Below are 20,805 nucleotides of genomic sequence, written 5' to 3' on the forward strand. Positions count from 1 at the left end.
GATTATTAATTTCTTAAGTAAACCACAGATTATTTTCTTAAAACATCCTGTAATTTCAACAAAGAAAGAAAGCGTATTTTTACGTACTTTGGTTAATGGTTTTTTGTTTAATTTTAGCCCCTGCATGATACCTGTTGTTTCAAAACTCCCCCAAACTGGCACAACCATATTCACCATTATGTCGGCCCTGGCCAATGAAGTTGGTGCAATAAATCTTTCGCAGGGTTTTCCTGATTACGATTGCTCACCAGAGTTAATCGAACTGGTTAACAAAGCGATGAAAGATGGCCACAACCAGTATGCCCCTATGGCTGGCGTATTGAGTTTACGTGAAAAGATAGCCGAGAAAACAGAAAAATTATACGGAGCAGTTTACAATCCCGATACAGAAATCACCATAACTGCGGGTGGCACTCAAGCTATATTTACAGCTATAAGCGCCGTTATTCATCCAAATGATGAGGTAATCATATTTGAGCCTGCTTTTGATTGCTATGCACCCGCTATTAAACTGATGGGCGGTGTAGTAAAATCATTGGCACTTGAACCTCCTAACTATCGTATTGCCTGGGATATGGTAAAAAGGCTGATCAATCATAAAACCAAGATGATCATCCTTAATTCGCCTCATAATCCAACTTCAACCATACTGCATAAGGAAGATATTGATGAGCTGAGTGCCATAGTAAAAAATCAGGATATTTTGATTTTAAGCGATGAGGTATATGAGCACCTGATTTTTGATGGCGAAACGCACCATAGCATGGCCCGTTATCCTGAGTTGCAAATGCGTAGCTTTATTGTTGCCTCGTTTGGTAAACCTTTTCATGCCACCGGCTGGAAGATCGGATACTGCATGGCTCCTGAATATTTAATGAACGAATTCAGGAAAATACACCAGTTTTTAGTATTTTCGGTAAATACCCCTATACAATTTGCCATTGCCGAATATCTGAAAAATGAGGAAAGCTATTTAAGCTTACCAGGCTTTTTTCAACAAAAAAGAGATTATTTCAGGGAAGGGCTTAAACAAACCCGATTTGAACTATTACCTTGCTATGGATCATACTTTCAATCAGTACGTTACAGCAAAATAACAGACGAAACAGATGCCAACTTTGCTATACGTATGGCTAAAGAAAACAGAGTGGCATCTATACCGGTTTCTGCCTTTTATACCAAGGGGATTGACCACCATGTATTACGATTTTGTTTTGCCAAAAGGCAAGAAACCTTAGATAAAGCCGTTGATAGGTTAATGAAAGTTTAAAAATGGTGTTGGTTCCATGGTCGATGGAAACCATAGTCCATAACTGAATTTACTATTTAAAGCTTCATTAAAGAAGTAAAAAAATACAATTATACCTATGGACATCTGTTCATAAACTTAAATAAATCGGCAGGTTATCGACCATAACCAGCCGACTAAGATAACGCTTATGGATAATCTGAAAATTACTATTTTTCAAGGCTACCTCTTCTGGGAAAATACCGATAAAAACCTGCAAAATATCTCCCTGAGATTATCTGGCGGTATACGCGAAAAGACAGATCTTATTATACTGCCCGAAATGTTTAGCACCGGTTTTACCATGGATGCCGAGAAACTGGCCGAACCCATGGAAGGTAAAACCATGCAATGGATGCTCCAAACCGCCAGGCAATATGATTGCGTAGTAACCGGCAGTATCATTATTAAAGAAAACAACCAGTTTTATAATCGCCTGATTTGGATGCGTCCGGATGGCACTTATAACCATTATGATAAACGCCATTTGTTTGCACTCGGTAAAGAACACAATACCTACACTCCAGGCAACAAGAAACTTTTTGTTGAGCTTAACGGCTGGGTAATATGCCCGGTGATATGCTATGATCTGCGTTTCCCGGTATGGCTGCGTAATGTTGGCGAAAATCCTTACGATCTGCTTATTGTAGTAGCCAACTGGCCCGAGCGCAGAGCCTTGCATTGGCGCACACTCTTGCCTGCACGTGCCGTTGAAAATCAGACTTATGTAATTGGCGTTAACCGGGTTGGACACGATGGAAATGAAATATATCATTCAGGCGATTCTACCTGTATTGACCCTAATGGTAATGTGGTGTATTACAAACGTGATGAAGATGATGTATACACCTTTTCCATCATTGCAGATGAAGTAAAAAAAGCACGGAGGGCCCTGCCATTTTTAAAAGATGCAGATACTTTTGAGATAGAAATTTAACGGTTGCTGAAAGGCCTGTTCCTTCTTGTTTTTGTTTATGTTTAATTGCTTCAAAACTGGAGCAAAACCCGTGGTTTTATGAAATTATAAATTTATAGCCCCGGTTGTTAAATTATATCATAACATTAACCCATCTTCATGGAAAATTCATACCTGTTATGAATTTTTGTAATGTTGAATTGAAAGAGGAATATGTGTAATATAAAAAACCTGCTATTTTTATCATCTGTCGTATTTTTTAGTTTTAGTGCTAACCGGGCCAGTGCCCAAACAGATACGCTCAAGCTTAACTTCCAGGACGCCGAAAAACAGTTTCTTGAAAATAACCTGAGCCTTTTAGCCCAAAAGTATAATGTGGAAGCGTCAAAGGCGCTTATACAGCAAGCCAAACTTTGGGACAATCCCGTACTCAGTACCGATCAAAACATCCACACCGGGGGCGATAATAAATTCTTTGACCACAGCAAAGGTAACGGACAAGTATTTGTTCAGTTGAACCAGGTATTTACTACCGCCGGCAAACGCGGTAAACAAGTGCAAGTGGCAAAAGATGATGCCATGGTGCAGGAAGCCTCGTTTAACGATTTGATGCGCAACCTGAAGTATAACCTGCAACTTGATTTTAGTCAGTTGGCTACTTTGAACGCGCAGGAAAAAGTTTATCAGAACGAGATACAATCGGCCACAAACCTGGTACAGGCCATTCAAAAATCATTTGATGCAGGGAATACCTCCATGAAAGATCTGATCAGGCTTAAGGCTTTACTCTTTGGCTTGCAGAATGATATGGTGGAGAACAGCCGCCAGATCAATGATCTGCAAACCGAGTTAAAAACCGTGCTGCAAACTAAAGAAACCACGTTTGTATACCCTATTGTTAATGATAAACCAACCGAAACGGTATCATTGGACATTGCCACATTAATTGAGCAGGCCAAAATCAACCGCCCCGATTATCTCTCAAACCAATACCAGCTTAATTCGGCGACCCATAACCTGGCCTATCAAAGAGCCTTGGCTGTTCCGGATATAACCATTGGTGCATCCTATGACAAAAACAGTAATTATGCCCCTAACTATTACGGTTTAGAGATCGGGTTACCCCTGCCCTTCTTTAACCGTAACCAGGGCAATATCAAATCCGCAAAATATAACATCCAAAGCCAGGAAAGCACCTTAAAACAAAGCGAGTTCCAGCTTAAAAATGATGTGGTATCGGCAGTAAATCAGTATAAGTTAAACCAGCAGCTATTCTCAACCCAGCAAATTGAGTTTAATGATCAATATGATAAGCTGTTCAACAGTATGCTTAAAAGCTTTCAGCAAAGGCAGATAAGCCTTGTTGAGTTTGTTGACTTTTTTGATACTTATAAAGATACCAAGCTTAAAATATTGCAACAGCAATATAATCTTCAAAAATCCATTGCCGATCTGAACTTTGCCACCGGCACAACCGTAGTCAAATCCTAAATTTATATAAATACCATATAATGATGAAAAGAGAAACGCTGTTATCCGGCATCTCCGCTTTACTATTGCTTGCCGCCTGCAAAGGCAAGCCTCAACCCGTAGCAGAAAATCAACCGGTTACCGTAAGCGACTCCATGGCGCGTATGATAACTATTGATACGGCTAAAACTACTACCATGAAAGATGAGCTGAACTTATCAGGAGAGGTATCTTATGACGATAATAACGTGATTAAGGTATTCCCGTTTGCCGGTGGCCAGATTCAGGAAGTTAAGGTTTCCCTGGGCGATAAAGTTACCAAGGGCCAAACGCTTGCAATTATGCGCAGTGCCGATGTAGCAGGTAATTATACCGACCTTACCGCAACCAAATCAGACCTGGCTATTGCCAAACGTCAACTTGAGCAGGCCGAATACCTTTATAAAAATGGCATATCAAGCGAACGTGATTACACCGAGGCCAAAGAAAATTTCAATAAAGCAGCAGCAGCAAATACCAAAGTTCAGCAGCAAATTTCTATTAATGGCGGTGGTAACACAACTCCGGGTGGTACTTTAATTATAAAAGCCCCTGAAAGCGGCTACATCGTTGAAAAAAATATTACAGCAGGCAGCTTTATCCGCCCGGATAACAGCACCAATATGTTTACCATATCTAACATGAAAGATGTATGGATCTGGGCCAACGTGTTTGAGTCTGACATCAGCAAGGTGAAAGCAGGCTATACTGCTAAAGTTACCACAGTGGCCTATCCCGGTAAAATCTTTACCGGTAAGGTTGATGCTATTAGCTCGGTGCTTGATCCGGATAATAAAGTAATGAAGATCAAGATCGTATTACCTAATACCGATATGATGCTGAAACCTGAAATGTTCACCAACGTGATCATTACTAACAGTGATAAGGCCGAATCGGTTGCTGTACCTGCCAAGGCGGTAATTTTTGATAACAGCAAATATTATGTTGTTATGTACAACAGCAAAACTGATTTAAAAGTACGCGAGGTAAGTGTTATTAAAACGGTTGACGATGTAAGCTACCTGTCATCGGGCTTGAATGCAGGTGATAAACTGATCTCAAAAAATCAACTATTGTTTTACGATGCTTTAGTGGGTGATAAATAGTTTTTTAGAAGTATCAAGTAGTTAGTATCAGGTATCAAGACTTTTAACATACGTATAAAAGCAATCTGACACTAAATATCTGATACCAAAAACTAAATACTTGCTACCTGATACTAATTACTTGATAAAAAAGAGATGAATAAATTCATTAAAAATATAATCTACTTTTCGCTAAGGCACCGTTACTTCGTGTTTTTCATGACACTGGTATTGGTGGTACTTGGCGTATGGAGCTATTTAAATACCCCCATTGAAACCTTCCCCGATGTAACCAACACGCAGATCATCATCATTGCGCAGTGGCCTGGCCGTAGTGCCGAGGAAGTGGAAAAAATGATCACCATACCCATGGAGACCGTTTTAAACTCCGTGCAAAAAAAGGCTAACCTGCGTACTACCTCATCATTTGGCCTTTCATACGTACGTATCATTTTTGACGATGATGTGGATGATGCCTTTGCCCGACAGCAGGTTTTAAGCCGCCTGGGCAATGCCGATTTGCCCGATGGTGTAAAGCCCGAAGTTGAGCCACCCTATGGCCCAACAGGTGAAATTTACCGTTACACACTGAAAAGCCGTACCAAAAGCATTCATGATTTAACAGCAATTCAGGATTGGATACTTGACCGGCAGTTTAAATCTGTTCCTGGTGTTGCCGACGTAAACAGCTTTGGCGGCGAGGAAAAAACTTATGAGGTAAGTGTTAATCCTGCCTTGCTGCAAAAATATGCCCTAACTTCTCTTGATGTTTTCAATGCCATTAATCGCAGTAACATTAACGTAGGTGGAGATATCATTGAAAAAAATGACCAGGCCTACATTGTACGTGGTATCGGTTTAATCAATAACATTGAAGAGATACAAAACATCATTGTTAAAAACGTTAATAACGTTCCTATTTTAGCTAAGGATGTTGCCGAAATAAAAGAGAGTGGCCTACCCCGTTTAGGTCAGGTTGGGCGAGATAAGCATAACGACGTTATTGAAGGTATTGTGGTAATGCGCAAGGGTGAAAACCCTGCCGAGGTATTAAAACGGATCCGCGATAAAGTTGCCGACCTTAACGATAACGTACTACCAAAAGATGTTAAGATCGATACTTTTTATGATCGTACCAACCTGATGGATTTTTGTACCGAAACGGTTATCCATAACCTATGCGAAGGTATCATCCTGGTAACGGTAATTGTATTCCTGTTCATGGCCGATTGGCGCACCACGCTGATTGTGGCTATCATTATTCCGCTGGCTTTATTGTTTGCGTTTATATGTTTGCGTTTAAAAGGCATGAGTGCCAACTTACTCTCGATGGGGGCGGTCGATTTTGGTATCATCATCGATGGGGCCGTGGTAATGGTGGAGGGTATATTTGTTGCCCTTGATCATCGTGCCAAAGAAGTTGGGATGCAAAAGTTTAATGGATTAGCCAAACTGGGCCTTTTTAAAAACATTGGTGCCGAGATGGGTAAGGCTATCTTCTTCTCTAAGCTCATCATCTTAACCTGTTTAGTACCAATTTTCGCTTTCCAAAAGGTAGAAGGAAAAATGTTTTCGCCTTTGGCTTATACCTTAGGTTTTGCGTTGCTGGGTGCTTTGATATTTACACTTACCCTGGTACCTGCCCTGTCAAGTATCTTACTAAGCAAAAACGTTAAGGAAAAACATAACCCGGTTGTACTATTTTTTGAAAACGGTATCCGCCGCATGTTCAGCTACACTTACCGTAACCAAAAGCTAAGCTTAATTGTGGCTGTTTCGTTCATGGCAGTGACTTTCTTTTCGGCTAAGTTTTTAGGTAGCGAGTTTTTACCGCAGCTTAATGAAGGCGCCTTATGGGTAACTGCCCAATTGCCAATGAGCACATCGTTAGAGAGTTCGGTTAACGTTACCAATAAAATGCGCGATGTACTGTCTACTTTCCCCGAGGTAAAGCAAACCCTGTCGCAGGTTGGCCGTACCAATGATGGTACCGACCCAAAAGGTTTCTTTAACGTACAGATCCAGGTAGATCTGAGACCTCAGAAAGAATGGAAAAGCGGCTTAAGCGAAGAACAGCTTATTGCTAATATCGACAAAAAACTAAGCCAGTTTCCAGGTATCATCTTTAATTATTCGCAACCTATTATTGATAACGTGGCCGAAGCTGTTGCCGGCGTACCAGCCTCAATGGCGGTTAAAATATTTGGCCCCGACTTTACCGTATTGGATCATAAGGCTGATGCCGTGATGGATGTACTCAAACACGTTCAGGGTGTAGAAGACTTAGGCGTACTACGTAACCTTGGTCAGCCAGAGTTCAGGATTGAGCTCGACCAACGTAAGATGGGTTTATACGGCGTATCAACAGCCGATGCCAACTCTGTAATTGAAATGGCCATTGGTGGTAAAGCTGCTACTACCCTATATGAGGGCGAACGTAAATTTGACATCCGTATACGTTATCAAAAACAGTTCAGAGATACCCAGGATAAGATAGAGAACCTGATGGTACCTACCATGAACGGCTCAAAAATAGCCATCAAGGAGATCTCTAACATCACTACCCAAACAGGGCCTGCATTTATATACCGTGATAATAACATGCGTTACATCGCTGTTAAATTCTCGGTACGTGGCCGCGATTTAGGCAGTACCATTGCCGAGGCTCAGCAAAAGGTAAACAATGCCGTTAAGCTGGAGCAAGGTTATTCCTTTACCTGGAACGGTGAATTTGAAAACCAGATCAGGGCATCAAATACACTGGCTCATGTAGTTCCTATTTGTTTACTGGTTATATTCCTGATATTGTTCATAACCTTCGGCAATGCTAAAGATGCAACACTGGTTATATTAAACGTACCGTTCGCGCTTATAGGCGGTATATTGGCACTTCACATTACCAATACTAACTTTAGTATATCTGCCGGTATAGGCTTTATAGCCTTGTTCGGGGTGTGTATCCAAAATGGTGTAATCCTGATATCGGTATTTAAAAAGAACCTGGAAGAGCACATGCCGCTTGATAAAGCCTTATTAGAAGGTGTAACTTCAAGGGTAAGGCCGGTTGTCATGACCGCCCTGATGGCTGCTATTGGTTTGATGCCTGCAGCTATATCAACAGGTATCGGTTCCGAAACTCAAAAACCATTGGCTATAGTGGTAATAGGCGGTTTGGTTACCTCAACCATACTTACGCTGTTAATATTACCTATTATATATGCCATTGTTCACCGGTTAGTTCACCGCCGCGAAAATCGCAAACTATTGAAAAAAATGGGCGTTGTAAGAAATGTCTGATACCCATAAACAAAAACGCCCCGGCAAAATTGTCGGGGCGTTTTTGTTTATAAACTTATTCAGTTAGTTCAACTCGTTTCTAATAGTTGCTACTATAGCTAATTGTGATTTTTAAGTTTAATTTGCATATTACAAACAGCACGTTCATTTATGCCTTTTATAAAATTTGAGTTGCGTAGTATTTTAACAATTACCTTTTTAATAATTGCAGTAGCAACTGCATCGGCACAAAAAGCTCAAAAAACTGAAAAGAAAAAAGAAAAGGATTATGCTCAATTAGTTGATCCATTTATAGGCACGGGCGGGCACGGGCATACCTACCCCGGTGCAGTTGTACCGTTTGGCATGGTGCAGCTTAGTCCTGATACGCGCTTAAGCGGCTGGGATGGTTCATCGGGTTATCATTACTCAGATACCGTTGTGTATGGCTTTTCGCACACCCATTTAAGCGGCACAGGCGATCCGGATTATTGCGATATCCTATTTATGCCTACCACCGGCGAACCTCAATTTAAAAATACTGATTACAGGTCGGTATTTAAAAAGAAGAATGAACTGGCAATACCTGGCTATTATAAAACCTTACTTGACAAATATAATATTAGCGTTGAACTTACTGCAACTGCACGTGTTGGTGTGCATCGGTATACTTATCCCTCTACCGCCGAAAAAGCAAATATTATTATCGACCTGCAACATCGCGATGAAGTAACCAATGCCTGGATAGAGGTGGTGAACGATCATGAGATACGTGGTTTCAGGGAATCAAGTTCATGGGCACAAGATCAGCAGGTTTATTTTTATGCTAAGTTTTCAAAGCCATTCAAAAGCTATGGTATAGCCAGCAACGATCAATTATTGGATGGTAAGAACAAGGCCGAAGGAAAGAATATTAAAATGTACCTGCAATTTGATAACCCCGGCGAGGTAGTTTCAAAGGTAGGCATATCGGCAGTTAGTGCAGAAGGAGCCTTAAAAAACCTGGATGCCGAAGTCTCTGATTTCGACTTTAAACGGATACAAAAGGCGGCAAAAGCTGCCTGGAACACTGAACTGAATAAAATTCAGGTTGAGGGCGGGGCTCCCACTGTGGCAAGCGCAACCCAGAATGCCCAAGCAGATCTGCAGGAAAGCGGTGGCGCTAAGGGCAGAGTACCCAAAGACAGAAGACCTGTTGTACCCGATTATTCAAAGATCAAACAAACTATATTTTATACCGCCTTGTATCATACCATGCTTGCCCCAAGCATTTATAGTGATGTAGATGGACAATATCGCGGGCTTGATCAGCAAATACATACCGCACAAGGGTTCAACTATTACACCGTTTTCTCTTTATGGGATACTTATAGGGCCGAGCATCCACTGCTTACACTGATTGATAAAAAACGTACGCTTGATTTCATTAAAACATTTTTAGCTATGTATGAACAAGGCGGCATGTTACCCATGTGGCCGCTGGCCAGTAATGAAACCTTTGCGATGGTAGGCAACCATGCTATTCCTGTTATTGTTGATGCCTACTCAAAAGGAATACGTGACTTTGATGCAGCTGAGGCATTTAAAGCCATGAAAGCATCTGTAAATCGAAACCAGTTTGAGCTTGATAATTACCGCAAAACAGGAGCGGTTCAGGCTGATACAGCAGACAGGTCGGTTTCAAAAACATTGGAGTATGCTTATGATGACTGGTGCATTGCGCAAATGGCCAAAATGCTTGATAAGCAGCAGGATTATGTCGATTACATTCAGCGGGCTCAATACTGGAAAAATGTATATAACAACCAAAATGGTTTTATGCAGGCGCGCATTAATGGTGACTGGTACTCCCCTTTTGATCCTACGGAAATAAACCGCCACTATGCCGAGGGTAATGCCTGGCAATACACTTTCCTGGTACCACAGGATGTTGACGGCTTGATTAAGCATATGGGTAGCACCCAGAATTTTGAAAACAAACTGGATGAGCTATTCACCACTTCATCAAAATTAAGTGGCAGTGCCGTACCTGATGTCGCGGGCCTCATTGGCCAGTACGCGCATGGTAACGAACCCAGTCATCACATCGCCTACCTGTATAACTTTACCGACTCTCCCGATAAAACCCAATTTTACATTGATCGCATTTTGCGTGAGGAATACAGTGAAAAGCCTAACGGATTGGCCGGGAATGAAGATTGCGGGCAAATGTCGGCCTGGTATGTGATGAGCTCACTGGGTATTTACAATATAGCTCCCGGACAGACTGAGTTTTTGGTAGGCATACCACAGTTTGACAAAGCAGTTATCTACCTCGAAAATGGTAAAAAATTTACAATCATCAATTCGGGTGCCGGCATGAGCCGTAACAATATTTACCTGCAGGGCATGAGTTTGGCAAAAAAGGCTTACAATAAACTTTACCTCAACTATACGGACATTGCTGATGGTGGTGAATTTGAAGTATTCACCGGGAGGCTATCAAACAAACTTTTTCTGCAAGATCTTGAAAAACCGGTATCGCAGATTGCCGATAACCTGATCGTAGCTAATCCCTACATTACAGGGCCATCTAAAAATTTCAAGCTGCCTGCAACCGTTCAAATAAAAAGCGCAGATGCTGATGCCAAAATATATTATACCCTTGATGGCTCAAGCCCAACAGCAAATTCTACACTTTATAATCAGCCTATAACAATATCGGTAAGCACTACGATCAGGGCAGTGGCCATCATGAATGGTAAAAGCAGTTTTGTTGATGAAGCAAAGTTTGTTAAGCAGAACTAAATGAGGTAATTAATAGTAGAGCTTGATATTTTGATCATAAAATTTAAGTAGATTTATGTAATTAACATATCACTCAAATTAACCTACTCCAATGAACGAATTTGCACCAAAAGACGACGGCAAAACTGCCGGGATCATTAGCTATTTTACCATTATTGGGTGGCTTGTAGCGTATTTTGCCATGTATAAAGATAACAGAACACCATTGGCAACATATCAGCTAAGGCAAACCCTTTTGTTCCACTTAGCATCTATAGTTGTTTATTACTTAGCAGGAGCCATTTTTGCCGCGGCATTTTTCTCCGGCGGCTTTTCCTTTGGTTATTCACTTTATTGGGTAATTAAGGTTGGCTTATTTATTCTTTGGATAATTGGCTTCATAGGAGCCATTAATGGCGAAACAAAACCGATTCCACTTATTGGCGAAAAAGCACAATCAGTATTTTCAGGAATATAAATTCAGGATGTTCCAAAACTTACGAAGTTTTTAAAACTTCGTAAGTTTATTTTTCACAAACAACGTCACTCTCTTTCCAATCGTTTTTTTGACTCCTCCAGTTTTTTCTTTTCCTCTTTAGGCAGGGTTGGATATTTCAGTTTAAGGTCTTTCAGGGTTTCCAATATCACGGTTGATATAGCTATCCTCGTAAACCACTTTTTATCTGCCGGTATAATGTACCAGGGGCAATCTTTAGTAGCCGTTTCCTCAATGGCTTTTTCGTAGGCATGCATATAATCGTCCCATCGTTGCCTTTCCTCAATATCTGAAGATGAAAACTTCCAGTTCTTTTTAGGATCATCAATTCTTTCCAGAAAGCGTTCCTTCTGCTCATCTTTAGATACATTTAAAAAAAACTTGATGATAACGGTACCATTACGGGTAAGGTGATCTTCAAAAGATCGTATACTTTCATACCGTTTGGCCCAAAAATGATTATCGGCATCCTTAACGTTATCAATTCCGGGCAAACGCTCATTCAACAATAACTCCGGATGCACCTTGCTGATCAGTACATTTTCATAGTGCGACCGGTTATGTATGCCAATGCGGCCGCGCTCGGGCAGGGCTTTGTAATGCCGCCACAAAAAATCGTGGTCATAATCTTCCGTACTCGGCTGTTTAAAACTGTATACCTGGCAACCCTGCGGATTTATACCCGATAAAGTATGTGCTATAGCGCTATCCTTCCCTGCCGCATCCATGGCCTGAAAAATTATAAGCAGTGCATATTTGTTAGCCGCGTAAAGCTCTGTTTGCAGATCAAATGTTTGCTCTATTAAATCGTCAAGAATTGCTTTTGCATCGCTTTTATTAAATCCGTCAGCGTAGCCGGCGTCGAAATCTTTAAGCGAAAAGTCTTTGCCATCGCTAATTTTAAATTTGCTGATCATGTTACCCATAATAAAAATTTGCTTTACGCTTTGTTAACTTAAAATTTAGATGCTAAAATTGCGTTGTTTATAATGCTGTTTAATTTTAAATGCCCGATATTACTCAATTGTGCCGAATCGCCCCTCGCTTAGGTTTAAAGCAATATTTGTTTTAAGTTAATACATTATTTTGAGCCTAATACTTTGCAAAAAAGAATTGGAGATGAGTATATCTTTAAATTTATTAAACTGCTTTCATTAATATTTGTTTGATGCTATGATTTAGCGCCATAATTTTACATCTTTACCCAATGTTCAGACGTATACGAAACCGATTTCTGAGATATTTCGCCATATTTATTTACTTCGTTATTATCTTCTTTTGTTCTATCGAACTTAACTTTCTGTGGCTGTCAGGATACTCACCTGATATGCAAGATATTAAAAACCCAATCCTATCAGTTGGGTCAGAAGTTTACACTGCCGACGGCAAACTTATAGGCCAATACTATAAGGAAAACCGCTCGCCGGTTGAATTAAAAAACATTTCGCCCAACCTGGTAAACGCGCTTATCGCAACCGAAGATGTTCGTTTTTACAAACACCACGGGGTTGATTTTTACTCTTTTTTTACCAGTATTCTATCTACCGCTAAAGGCGAGCGCCGTGGCGGCAGTACCATTACGCAGCAGCTTGCAAAAAACTTGTTTGAAACACGTAAGCGGAAGTCGCAGGGTTTTATAAAACGCGTACCGGTAATTCGTACCATGGTTTATAAGTGTAAAGAGTGGCTTACTGCTTTTAAAATTGAGCATGTTTACACCAAGCAGCAAATATTAACCATGTATTTTAATACCGTACCTTTTGGTAATAATTCGTTCGGGATTAAAACGGCTTCGCTAAAATACTTCAATAAAACCCCGGATAAGGTTACCCCTGCCGAGGCTGCCCTGCTTATAGGTATGCTTAAGGCAACATCAAGCTATAACCCTATCAAAAACCCTGAGCGGGCGCTTGAACGCCGTAATACAGTTTTAGGGCAAATGCAGAAATATGGTTCACTCACTAAAATTGGTTACGATACCAGCGTAAAAGCTCCTATAAAGCTTGATCTGAGCTATGTGGAAGAAGACTCTCATGGCGACTCGTACCTACGCCGTGCGGTTGAAAAATGGCTCGACAAATGGTGCAAGGACAATGACTATAACCTTTACGAAGACGGACTTAAAATTTATACCACCATTGATTCGCGCATGCAGCGCTACGCCGAAGAAGCCGTTGCCGAAAAGATGAAAATGCTGCAGAAACGCTTCAATAATCTTTGGGGAAACAAAAACCCGTGGCGCGATTCAAAAGGCGTTGAGATCAAGGATTTTATATTAAAGAATGAGCAAAGACTGCCTATATATAAACTACTTGAAAAGAAGTACAGTAACGATACCACGCAGATTCAACAATACTTCAAAAAGAAAAAACGCATGACCGTTTTTACCTGGAATGGTGAGCAGGATACTACATTTTCAACAGTTGACTCTATCAGGTATTATGCCCGTATATTAAACACCGGCATGATGACACTTGAACCATCAACAGGCAAAATAAAAGTTTGGATAGGAGGTATAGATCATCGCTTTTTTAATTACGACCACGTAAATCAATCACGCAGGCAGGCAGGATCAACCTTTAAGCCTTTTGCCTATTTAACCGCGCTTGATAACGGCTTTACCCCTTGCGATAAATTTACCGATAAACCAGTGACCATTAAATACAAAGACAACGGTAAAGATGAAGTATGGCAGCCAAACAATGCCGATTTCAACTTCTCATACCGTGAAATGTCATTACGCTGGGCCATGGGTAAATCCGTAAACTCCATAACCGCACAGCTTACCGAACGAGTTGGTTGGGATAAAATTGTGGAATATGCGCACAAATGCGGTATTGAAAGCCCGCTGAAATCGGTACCATCAGTATCATTAGGATCAAATGATGTTTCTGTTTATGAGATGGTAAGGGCCTACAGCACCTTCTTAAACAAAGGCGAAAAATTAGATCCGTTGCTGGTAACAAAAATCACTGATCAGCAGGATAATGTTTTGCAGGAGTTTGAACTTAAAAAAGAACGTGTTATAAGTGAAGAAACCGCCTGGCTGATGCTATATATGTTCCGTGGAGGGATGGAAGAACCAGGAGGCACCTCACAGGCTTTATGGGAATATCCTGGCTTGTGGAAAAAGGATAATCAGATTGGCGGCAAAACCGGAACGTCTTCAGATTATGTTGACGGATGGTACATGGGTATCACTAAAGACCTCGTTACCGGGATCTGGGTGGGTGCCGATGATCGCAGCGTGCACTTCACCACTTCGGAATCTGGCGAAGGATCACACACTGCCCTGCCAATTTTCGGCCGTTTTATGGAAAAAGTTTATGCCGATCCTAAATCCGGCTACACATACGGTGCCTTCCCTAAACCATGGGTTAAAATAACCAAAGAGTACAATTGTCCATCGCCAAGAATAGTTGCCGATACTACATCAATCGATAGTACAAGTACACCAATTGATACTACTGGAGTTTTACCGGTTCCGGCTCCTGCTCCTGAAAATCCGGAAAGCACGCCACCAAACAGATAAAATACTCATTATCAATAATATACAAAATACATCATCAACAGGTAAGCCAATACAGCTTACCTGTTTGCTTTTTAACCGGTAATTAATAGTAATTTGTTTCAATAATATCCTATTTCATTAAATTAGCCATATCTATTACTTAAATTATGAACAAACGTTATACCTTATCAAATAAGGCTAAAAGGTTCGCTGTAATATTGATTTGCTTTGTTGGTTCGTTGTTGATAAGCACGGGTGCTAAGGCGCAATATTTTGGTCAAAATAAAGTACGCTACAAAAACTTAAAATTCAACGTATATAAAACCCCGCATTTTGAAATTTACTATTATTTAAAAAATGATAGTATGGTAAAGCGCTTTGCCCAGGAAAGCGAGTTATGGTATACCCTGCATCAGCAAATTTTCAGGGATACTTTCAAAACGGCTAACCCCATCATCTTATATGCCAACCATCCCGATTTTCAGCAAACTACCGCCATTGATGGCGAAATAGGTGTAGGAACAGGTGGTGTTACCGAAGGCTTAAAAAACAGGGTGGTGATGCCGGTAATGGAAACCAATCAAACTACCAGGCACGTAATCGGGCACGAGCTGGTTCACGCATTTCAATACAGGGCATTGCAGGGAGGGGAAAACGAAAGCTTTGAGAATATCAATAATATCCCCCTATGGATGATTGAGGGTATGGCTGAGTATCTTTCCTTAGGCAAAAAAGACTCGTACACTGCCATGTGGATGCGCGATGCTTACTTAAATCATGACATTCCTACCGTTCGTGACCTTACCGAAAGCAGCAAATACTTCCCATATCGTTATGGCGAAGCCTTTTGGTCGTTTTTAGGATCAACCTACGGCGACACGGTGATTGTACCATTCTTTAAAAATACCGCCCATTACGGCCTGCAATATGGCATAAGGCGCACTTTTGGGTACGATGATAAAACCCTATCGCGCCTTTGGAAAAACTCTATAGAAAGCACTTATAAACCTTACCTGAAAGATACGGTTCAAAAACCGGTAGGTCTTAAACTGGTTGACAGTAAAACCGGGGGCGATCTGGTAGTGGCACCGGCAATTAGCCCGGATGGCAATTATGTGGCATTTTTATCAGCCAAAAGCCTTTTTTCCATTGATCTCTACTTAGCTGATGCACATAACGGGCACATTTTACGAAAGCTCACCAGCAAGGTATCCAACACGCATATTGACGAATTTAACTTTATTGAATCGGCAGGTGCATGGTCGCCGGATGGAAAGCGGTTTGCCTTTAGTGTATTCAGTAAAGGGCGCAACCGCATGATTGTTGTTGATGTGGCCAGCGGCCGAACCTTAGACGATGTATCCATGGAAAAAGCACAACAATTCAGCAACCTGTCATGGTCGCCTAATGGTAAGGATATCGCTTTCCAGGGTTTATCAGAGGGGCAAGGCGATCTGTACTCTTATAATTTTGATACTAAAAAAGTTACGCAGCTTACCAATGATAAATATTCTGACTACCAGCCAAGCTACTCAAGGGATGGTAAAAAGATCATTTTTTCGAGCGACAGAACAACCTATGATCAATCTTTAGAACAGGATATTCCCTTTAACCTGGCAGAGCTTGACCTGGCAACGGGAAAAATTACTGATATAAAAATATTTAATGGAGCCAATAATCTGAATCCGCAATACTCTGCCGATGGTTCGCAGATTTATTTCCTGTCAAACCGTGATGGTTTCCGTAACATGTACCGTTACACCCTAAGCACTGGTAAAATTGAACAGATGACTGATCTGTTTACCGGTATATGCGGGATTACCGAATATTCGCCTGCTTTGAGTATCTCCAAAAATGATGATATTGTTTACTCCTATTACCGTGCTCAGAAATATGCCTTGTACAATGCCAAAGCATCTGATTTTAAACCATCAACTTTAGAAGCTACCAATGTAAATTTTAGCGCGGCCATGCTGCCGCCACCGCGTGCCGTTGGTGTGGATCTCATTAACTCTAACCTCAACAATTATCTGGCTTATAAAAAAATACCAGCCGATTCTGTAGTTAACATTGCCTATAAACCCAAATTTAAACTTGATTATTTGGCGGGCAGTGGTATTGGCGTTGGTGTGAGCAGCTTTTATGGCACCAGTTTATCAAGTGGTATACAAGGGGTATTTAGTGATATATTGGGCCGAAACCAAATATTTGCCGCGGCTTCAGTTAACGGGCAGATATATGACTCCGGGGCGGCAATAACCTATGTAAACCAAACCGGCCGCTGGAATCTTGGTTTTGGAATATCACACATCCCTTATCAGTTTGGTTTGCAAACCCGAACATTCCCCACGCAGAATGTAGATGGCAAGAATCAAACAGTATTGTCAGACAATGTGGACATCATCCGTAATTTTGAGGATGCTGCCAGGGTGTTCACCTCCTATCCTATTTCAAAAACAACACGTTTTGAAGTTGGCGCGGGTGCATCATACAACACCTACCGGGTTGATAGGTACAGCGATTTTTACAAACTTGATACCATTACCAATGCTGATAACACCAAAAATATCAGCACCACCTACTTATCATCCAACAGAAAAAAGATCTCTAACAAAGAAGAAGGTGACCTGATCAGTACTAACTTAAGATCATACTCCCTGTTTCAGGTTTCAACAGCTTTAATTGGCGATAATTCCTTTTTTGGGGTAACATCACCTCTGAATGGTTTCCGGTACAGGCTGGAGGCCGAATATAACTTTGGCACCTACCGGTTCTTCGCCCCTACCATAGATCTTCGCAAATATGTACGTGCAGAACCTGTAACCTTTGCCGCAAGGCTTTATGGCTATGGCCGCTTAGGCGATAACGCCACTGGGCTTTATCCCTTATATGTGGGCTATCCGTTTTATATACGAGGCTATGAAGGGCAAACCTTCTACAACAATGGCAAAACACCAAGCAATGGCTTTACCATTGATCAATTATCGGGCAGTCGCATAGCCGTATTTAATTTTGAAGTGCGTTTACCATTCACCGGTCCTGAAAAACTGGCTGTGATCAAATCAAAGTTTCTGTTCACCGATCTGAACTTGTTTTTTGATGCAGGTTTAGCCTGGAACGCTGGCGAACATATCTATTTTCAGAAAAACCCACCTGTTATAGGTCAGGAAAATGTGCTTAACCCTGATGGCACACCTCAGCTTGATGATAACGGGCAACCGGTTACCCAGCCTAAATATGGCAGGGTTCCGGCTTTAAGTGCTGGGGTATCCTTGAGGATAAATGTATTTGGAGCATTTGTGCTGGAGCCTTATCTGGCAATTCCGTTCAACCGTACTGATATAACTAAACCTGTATTTGGCTTAGGATTTACACCGGGTTGGTAGTAAGTGTATTAATTATAAAAGTAAAGCGACCATGTGTCGCTTTTTTTACTTTAAAACCATTTTAAGATACGTAGCTTTGCGCTTTTAAATCCCCTACGTTCATTAATTGGTATGAAAAAAATAGTTCTTTTAAATATCCTTCTTCTTTTCAGTGTCGCTGTATTTGCCCAAACCATCAATAAAACAGATAGTACCGCCGCCGCAAGCGACACGTCAAATACTACCGTTACAGGTGGCATGCAATCAAAAAATGATATAATGCAAAATATGGCTCTTTCAAAAGGGCTATCGGTATTTTACAATTTTATTAAGGTGGCAAACCTGACCGAAACCTATGAAAGCAGAGGCCCTATCACGGTTTTTGCCCCGGTTAACGAAGCCTTTAAAACTTTACAACCCGGCAAACTTGATTCACTTGCAAGGCCGGCATATGTTTGGGAGCTTACACATATACTTACCTACCATGCTATTGCCGGAAAATTAAGCCTGAAGGATATCCAGAAACAAATAAACGGCCACAACGGAACAGCAACTTTTACCACCTTAGGTGGCAGTAAACTCACTGCTAAAATTGATAGCAATCACAATATTATACTGGAAGATGAAAACGGCGGCCAAAGCATGATCAGTCGTATTGATATTGAACAGAGTAATGGTGTATTACACGTAGTAAATAAGGTATTAATACCCAAGGCAAAAGCCATATAATATACAATGGCCTGACAAACTGCTAAAAATAATATTACGTATTTAAAGTATAAAGCCTGTAAGGTAAAGCTATTCATTACGACTAAAGGAATAACGATAAACTACAATGCCTTATTTGCCATTTAAATCACAGTAAAATGAAAAGATCAGTTTTAACAGTATTAATATTATGCATTTTAACATCCTTCGGCTGCCAAAACAGCGATGGCCAAAATGCCAGCAGAAAGCTAAGCAAACCAGCTGCCGAATGGAAGAAAACATTAACCGATAACCAATACCATATCATGGTTGAAAGCGGAACCGAACCGCCTTACAAAAATGAGTATTGGAATAACCACCAAAAAGGTGTTTATGTAAGTGCTGCAACAGGCGAAGTACTGTTCAGCTCCGATGATAAATTTGATAGCGGCACAGGCTGGCCAAGCTTTGTAAAAGCCGTTGATGCTAAAAAAATTTCCATAGTACATGATAACAGTTTTGGCATGAGCCGCGACGAAGTCATTGAAAAAAGTACTGGCCTGCACCTGGGTCATGTTTTTGACGATGGCCCTGCCGATCGTGGCGGCAAAAGGTACTGCATGAATTCTGGTGCCTTAAAGTTTATTAAAAAGTAACGGCACGCCTGTTTGTACTTACAGACGGGCGCAATTGCGGCCTTACACGCAGCCCGTTCTCAAACTTCAACCCAATGGTCAGATCTATCCAGTCAGGATTAACAGGTCTGATCATTTTTTCTTTTTGCGGCCGGGTATAAGTACTTACCTCTTTAAAGCGTTCCATTGCCTGCTCTTCTGTATTGATCTCCTCAAAATATACTAAGCGGTTAAGCTGCTGTGCACTATCAAAAAACAAGGTAGGCATATCGCTATAAAACTGCAGCGTTTTAACAAGGTCGGCACATAGACCTACGTGTAAGTTTTTTCTGTTCCTGTCGGTGATGATATATATAAAACGCTTCATTTTATGATAAAAATTTTGGTGAACAAATATTTATTACTAACTTTATGAGCATAAAATTACTAATAATTTTAGCAAATGCAAATTTTATGTCAATAATTTCACAAAATATTAAGTTCCTCCGCAAAAAGAAGAGTTTAACCCAGCAACAATTTGCCGATCAATTAGGTATAAAACGCTCATTAGTAGGAGCATACGAAGAAGAACGTGCCGAACCAAAATACGAACTACTAAAAACATTAGCATTGTTTTTTGACATTACCGTTGATGATTTCATCAATGAAACTATTAATGAAAAATGGGCACCTAAACCAAAAGGCAATCCGGCCAACCTTCGTATACTTAGTATTTCTGTGGATAAGGAAGACAATGAAAATATTGAAATGGTACCCCTTAAAGCAAGCGCCGGCTATTTAAATGGCTATGCCGATCCTGAATATGTATCGCAACTGCCCAAGTTTTATTTACCAATGTTTAAACAGGGTACTTTCAGAGCATTTGAAATAAAAGGCGACTCTATGCTACCTATCATATCTGGTGATATTATTATAGGTGAATATCTTGAAAACTGGGCCGATATTAAAAGTGGTGAGACCTATGTGGTGATTTCAAAAAATGACGGTGTAGTATATAAACGCATTGGTAACAAGTTTAAGGAAAACAAAAAACTCAAACTCATATCTGATAATCCGGTATATGAACCTTATGAAATAAACGGTGAGGATGTTCTGGAAATATGGAAAGCCAAAGGCTACATATCAACCCAATTACCACAGCCAACACCCGAGCCAACCATGGAAAGCCTTACCAGTATGATGGCTCAAATGCAGCGTTCTATATCAAACTTACAGCAAGGCAACAATTAAGTTACATCGGCTTATTTAAACCTTTACGGTATATCTTTATC

14 protein-coding genes are annotated in these 20,805 nt (G+C 40.8%); 12 read left to right on the forward strand and 2 right to left on the reverse strand.

The window, feature by feature from the left end; genetic code table 11:
* Positions 1-124: 124 nt before the first annotated feature.
* The 7 genes from QWZ01_RS00215 to QWZ01_RS00245 all read left to right on the forward strand — a co-directional run bounded on the left by QWZ01_RS00215 (position 125) and on the right by QWZ01_RS00245 (position 11,318).
* Entirely contained in the window at positions 125-1,270 is a 1,146-nt protein-coding gene (locus QWZ01_RS00215) for a methionine aminotransferase (RefSeq protein WP_290321188.1), read from the forward strand.
* A 169-nt stretch (positions 1,271-1,439) separates the two neighbouring features.
* On the forward strand, positions 1,440-2,225 hold the full coding sequence (locus QWZ01_RS00220; protein ID WP_290321189.1) for an amidohydrolase: 786 nt from the start codon (positions 1,440-1,442) through the stop codon (positions 2,223-2,225).
* Positions 2,226-2,417: 192 nt separating this feature from the next.
* Entirely contained in the window at positions 2,418-3,695 is a 1,278-nt protein-coding gene (locus tag QWZ01_RS00225) for a TolC family protein (protein ID WP_290321190.1), read from the forward strand.
* Between the two features lie 20 nt (positions 3,696-3,715).
* On the forward strand, positions 3,716-4,819 hold the full coding sequence (locus QWZ01_RS00230) for an efflux RND transporter periplasmic adaptor subunit (RefSeq protein WP_290321191.1): 1,104 nt from the start codon (positions 3,716-3,718) through the stop codon (positions 4,817-4,819).
* Positions 4,820-4,954: 135 nt separating this feature from the next.
* The gene (locus QWZ01_RS00235; RefSeq protein WP_290321192.1) at positions 4,955-8,095 is read left to right on the forward strand and encodes an efflux RND transporter permease subunit; all 3,141 of its coding nucleotides are present in this window, start codon (positions 4,955-4,957) and stop codon (positions 8,093-8,095) included.
* A gap of 150 nt (positions 8,096-8,245) precedes the next feature.
* On the forward strand, positions 8,246-10,861 hold the full coding sequence (locus tag QWZ01_RS00240) for a GH92 family glycosyl hydrolase (RefSeq protein ID WP_290321193.1): 2,616 nt from the start codon (positions 8,246-8,248) through the stop codon (positions 10,859-10,861).
* A gap of 91 nt (positions 10,862-10,952) precedes the next feature.
* On the forward strand, positions 10,953-11,318 hold the full coding sequence (locus QWZ01_RS00245) for a DUF4870 domain-containing protein (protein WP_290321194.1): 366 nt from the start codon (positions 10,953-10,955) through the stop codon (positions 11,316-11,318).
* A 65-nt stretch (positions 11,319-11,383) separates the two neighbouring features.
* Here the strand turns inward: QWZ01_RS00245 and QWZ01_RS00250 are convergent, their stop codons facing one another.
* Positions 11,384-12,253: a polyphosphate kinase 2 family protein gene (locus tag QWZ01_RS00250; RefSeq protein WP_290321195.1), complete on the reverse strand. Its 870-nt coding sequence runs from the start codon at positions 12,251-12,253 to the stop codon at positions 11,384-11,386.
* A 290-nt stretch (positions 12,254-12,543) separates the two neighbouring features.
* Between QWZ01_RS00250 and QWZ01_RS00255 the strand changes: the two genes are divergently transcribed.
* From QWZ01_RS00255 to msrB, 4 genes are all read left to right on the forward strand, one after another.
* Entirely contained in the window at positions 12,544-14,868 is a 2,325-nt protein-coding gene (locus tag QWZ01_RS00255) for a penicillin-binding protein 1A (RefSeq protein ID WP_290321196.1), read from the forward strand.
* A gap of 146 nt (positions 14,869-15,014) precedes the next feature.
* Positions 15,015-18,233, forward strand: a complete 3,219-nt coding sequence (locus QWZ01_RS00260; protein ID WP_290321197.1) for a tolB protein precursor — start codon at positions 15,015-15,017, stop codon at positions 18,231-18,233.
* Positions 18,234-18,344: 111 nt separating this feature from the next.
* A complete protein-coding gene (locus QWZ01_RS00265; RefSeq protein ID WP_290321198.1) occupies positions 18,345-18,941 on the forward strand; it encodes a fasciclin domain-containing protein in 597 nt (198 codons plus the stop codon).
* Positions 18,942-19,078: 137 nt separating this feature from the next.
* Positions 19,079-19,555, forward strand: a complete 477-nt coding sequence (gene msrB, locus QWZ01_RS00270; protein WP_290321199.1) for a peptide-methionine (R)-S-oxide reductase MsrB — start codon at positions 19,079-19,081, stop codon at positions 19,553-19,555.
* On the opposite strand, the gene QWZ01_RS00275 is transcribed toward msrB, so the two are convergent.
* Entirely contained in the window at positions 19,545-19,901 is a 357-nt protein-coding gene (locus QWZ01_RS00275) for a GIY-YIG nuclease family protein (protein WP_290321200.1), read from the reverse strand. The two genes, msrB and QWZ01_RS00275, sit on opposite strands and share 11 nt — an antisense overlap.
* 86 nt (positions 19,902-19,987) lie before the next feature.
* Between QWZ01_RS00275 and QWZ01_RS00280 the strand changes: the two genes are divergently transcribed.
* On the forward strand, positions 19,988-20,764 hold the full coding sequence (locus QWZ01_RS00280) for an XRE family transcriptional regulator (protein WP_290321201.1): 777 nt from the start codon (positions 19,988-19,990) through the stop codon (positions 20,762-20,764).
* The last annotated feature ends 41 nt before the right edge of the window (positions 20,765-20,805 follow it).

This window comes from Mucilaginibacter aquaedulcis, from assembly GCF_030409325.1.
Taxonomy (GTDB): Bacteria; Bacteroidota; Bacteroidia; order Sphingobacteriales; family Sphingobacteriaceae; genus Mucilaginibacter; species Mucilaginibacter aquaedulcis.

Excerpts from the sequence above, each read along its gene's own strand:
- QWZ01_RS00220 (WP_290321189.1), top strand. The coding sequence starts at position 1,440 with ATGGATAATCTGAAAATTACTATTTTTCAAGGCTACCTCTTCTGGGAA.
- msrB (WP_290321199.1), top strand. The coding sequence starts at position 19,079 with ATGAAAAGATCAGTTTTAACAGTATTAATATTATGCATTTTAACATCC.
- QWZ01_RS00245 (WP_290321194.1), top strand. The coding sequence starts at position 10,953 with ATGAACGAATTTGCACCAAAAGACGACGGCAAAACTGCCGGGATCATT.
- QWZ01_RS00275 (WP_290321200.1), bottom strand. The coding sequence starts at position 19,901 with ATGAAGCGTTTTATATATATCATCACCGACAGGAACAGAAAAAACTTA.
- QWZ01_RS00265 (WP_290321198.1), top strand. The coding sequence starts at position 18,345 with ATGAAAAAAATAGTTCTTTTAAATATCCTTCTTCTTTTCAGTGTCGCT.
- QWZ01_RS00225 (WP_290321190.1), top strand. The coding sequence starts at position 2,418 with ATGTGTAATATAAAAAACCTGCTATTTTTATCATCTGTCGTATTTTTT.
- QWZ01_RS00260 (WP_290321197.1), top strand. The coding sequence starts at position 15,015 with ATGAACAAACGTTATACCTTATCAAATAAGGCTAAAAGGTTCGCTGTA.
- QWZ01_RS00240 (WP_290321193.1), top strand. The coding sequence starts at position 8,246 with ATGCCTTTTATAAAATTTGAGTTGCGTAGTATTTTAACAATTACCTTT.
- QWZ01_RS00250 (WP_290321195.1), bottom strand. The coding sequence starts at position 12,253 with ATGATCAGCAAATTTAAAATTAGCGATGGCAAAGACTTTTCGCTTAAA.
- QWZ01_RS00215 (WP_290321188.1), top strand. The coding sequence starts at position 125 with ATGATACCTGTTGTTTCAAAACTCCCCCAAACTGGCACAACCATATTC.
- QWZ01_RS00230 (WP_290321191.1), top strand. The coding sequence starts at position 3,716 with ATGATGAAAAGAGAAACGCTGTTATCCGGCATCTCCGCTTTACTATTG.
- QWZ01_RS00235 (WP_290321192.1), top strand. The coding sequence starts at position 4,955 with ATGAATAAATTCATTAAAAATATAATCTACTTTTCGCTAAGGCACCGT.
- QWZ01_RS00255 (WP_290321196.1), top strand. The coding sequence starts at position 12,544 with ATGTTCAGACGTATACGAAACCGATTTCTGAGATATTTCGCCATATTT.
- QWZ01_RS00280 (WP_290321201.1), top strand. The coding sequence starts at position 19,988 with ATGTCAATAATTTCACAAAATATTAAGTTCCTCCGCAAAAAGAAGAGT.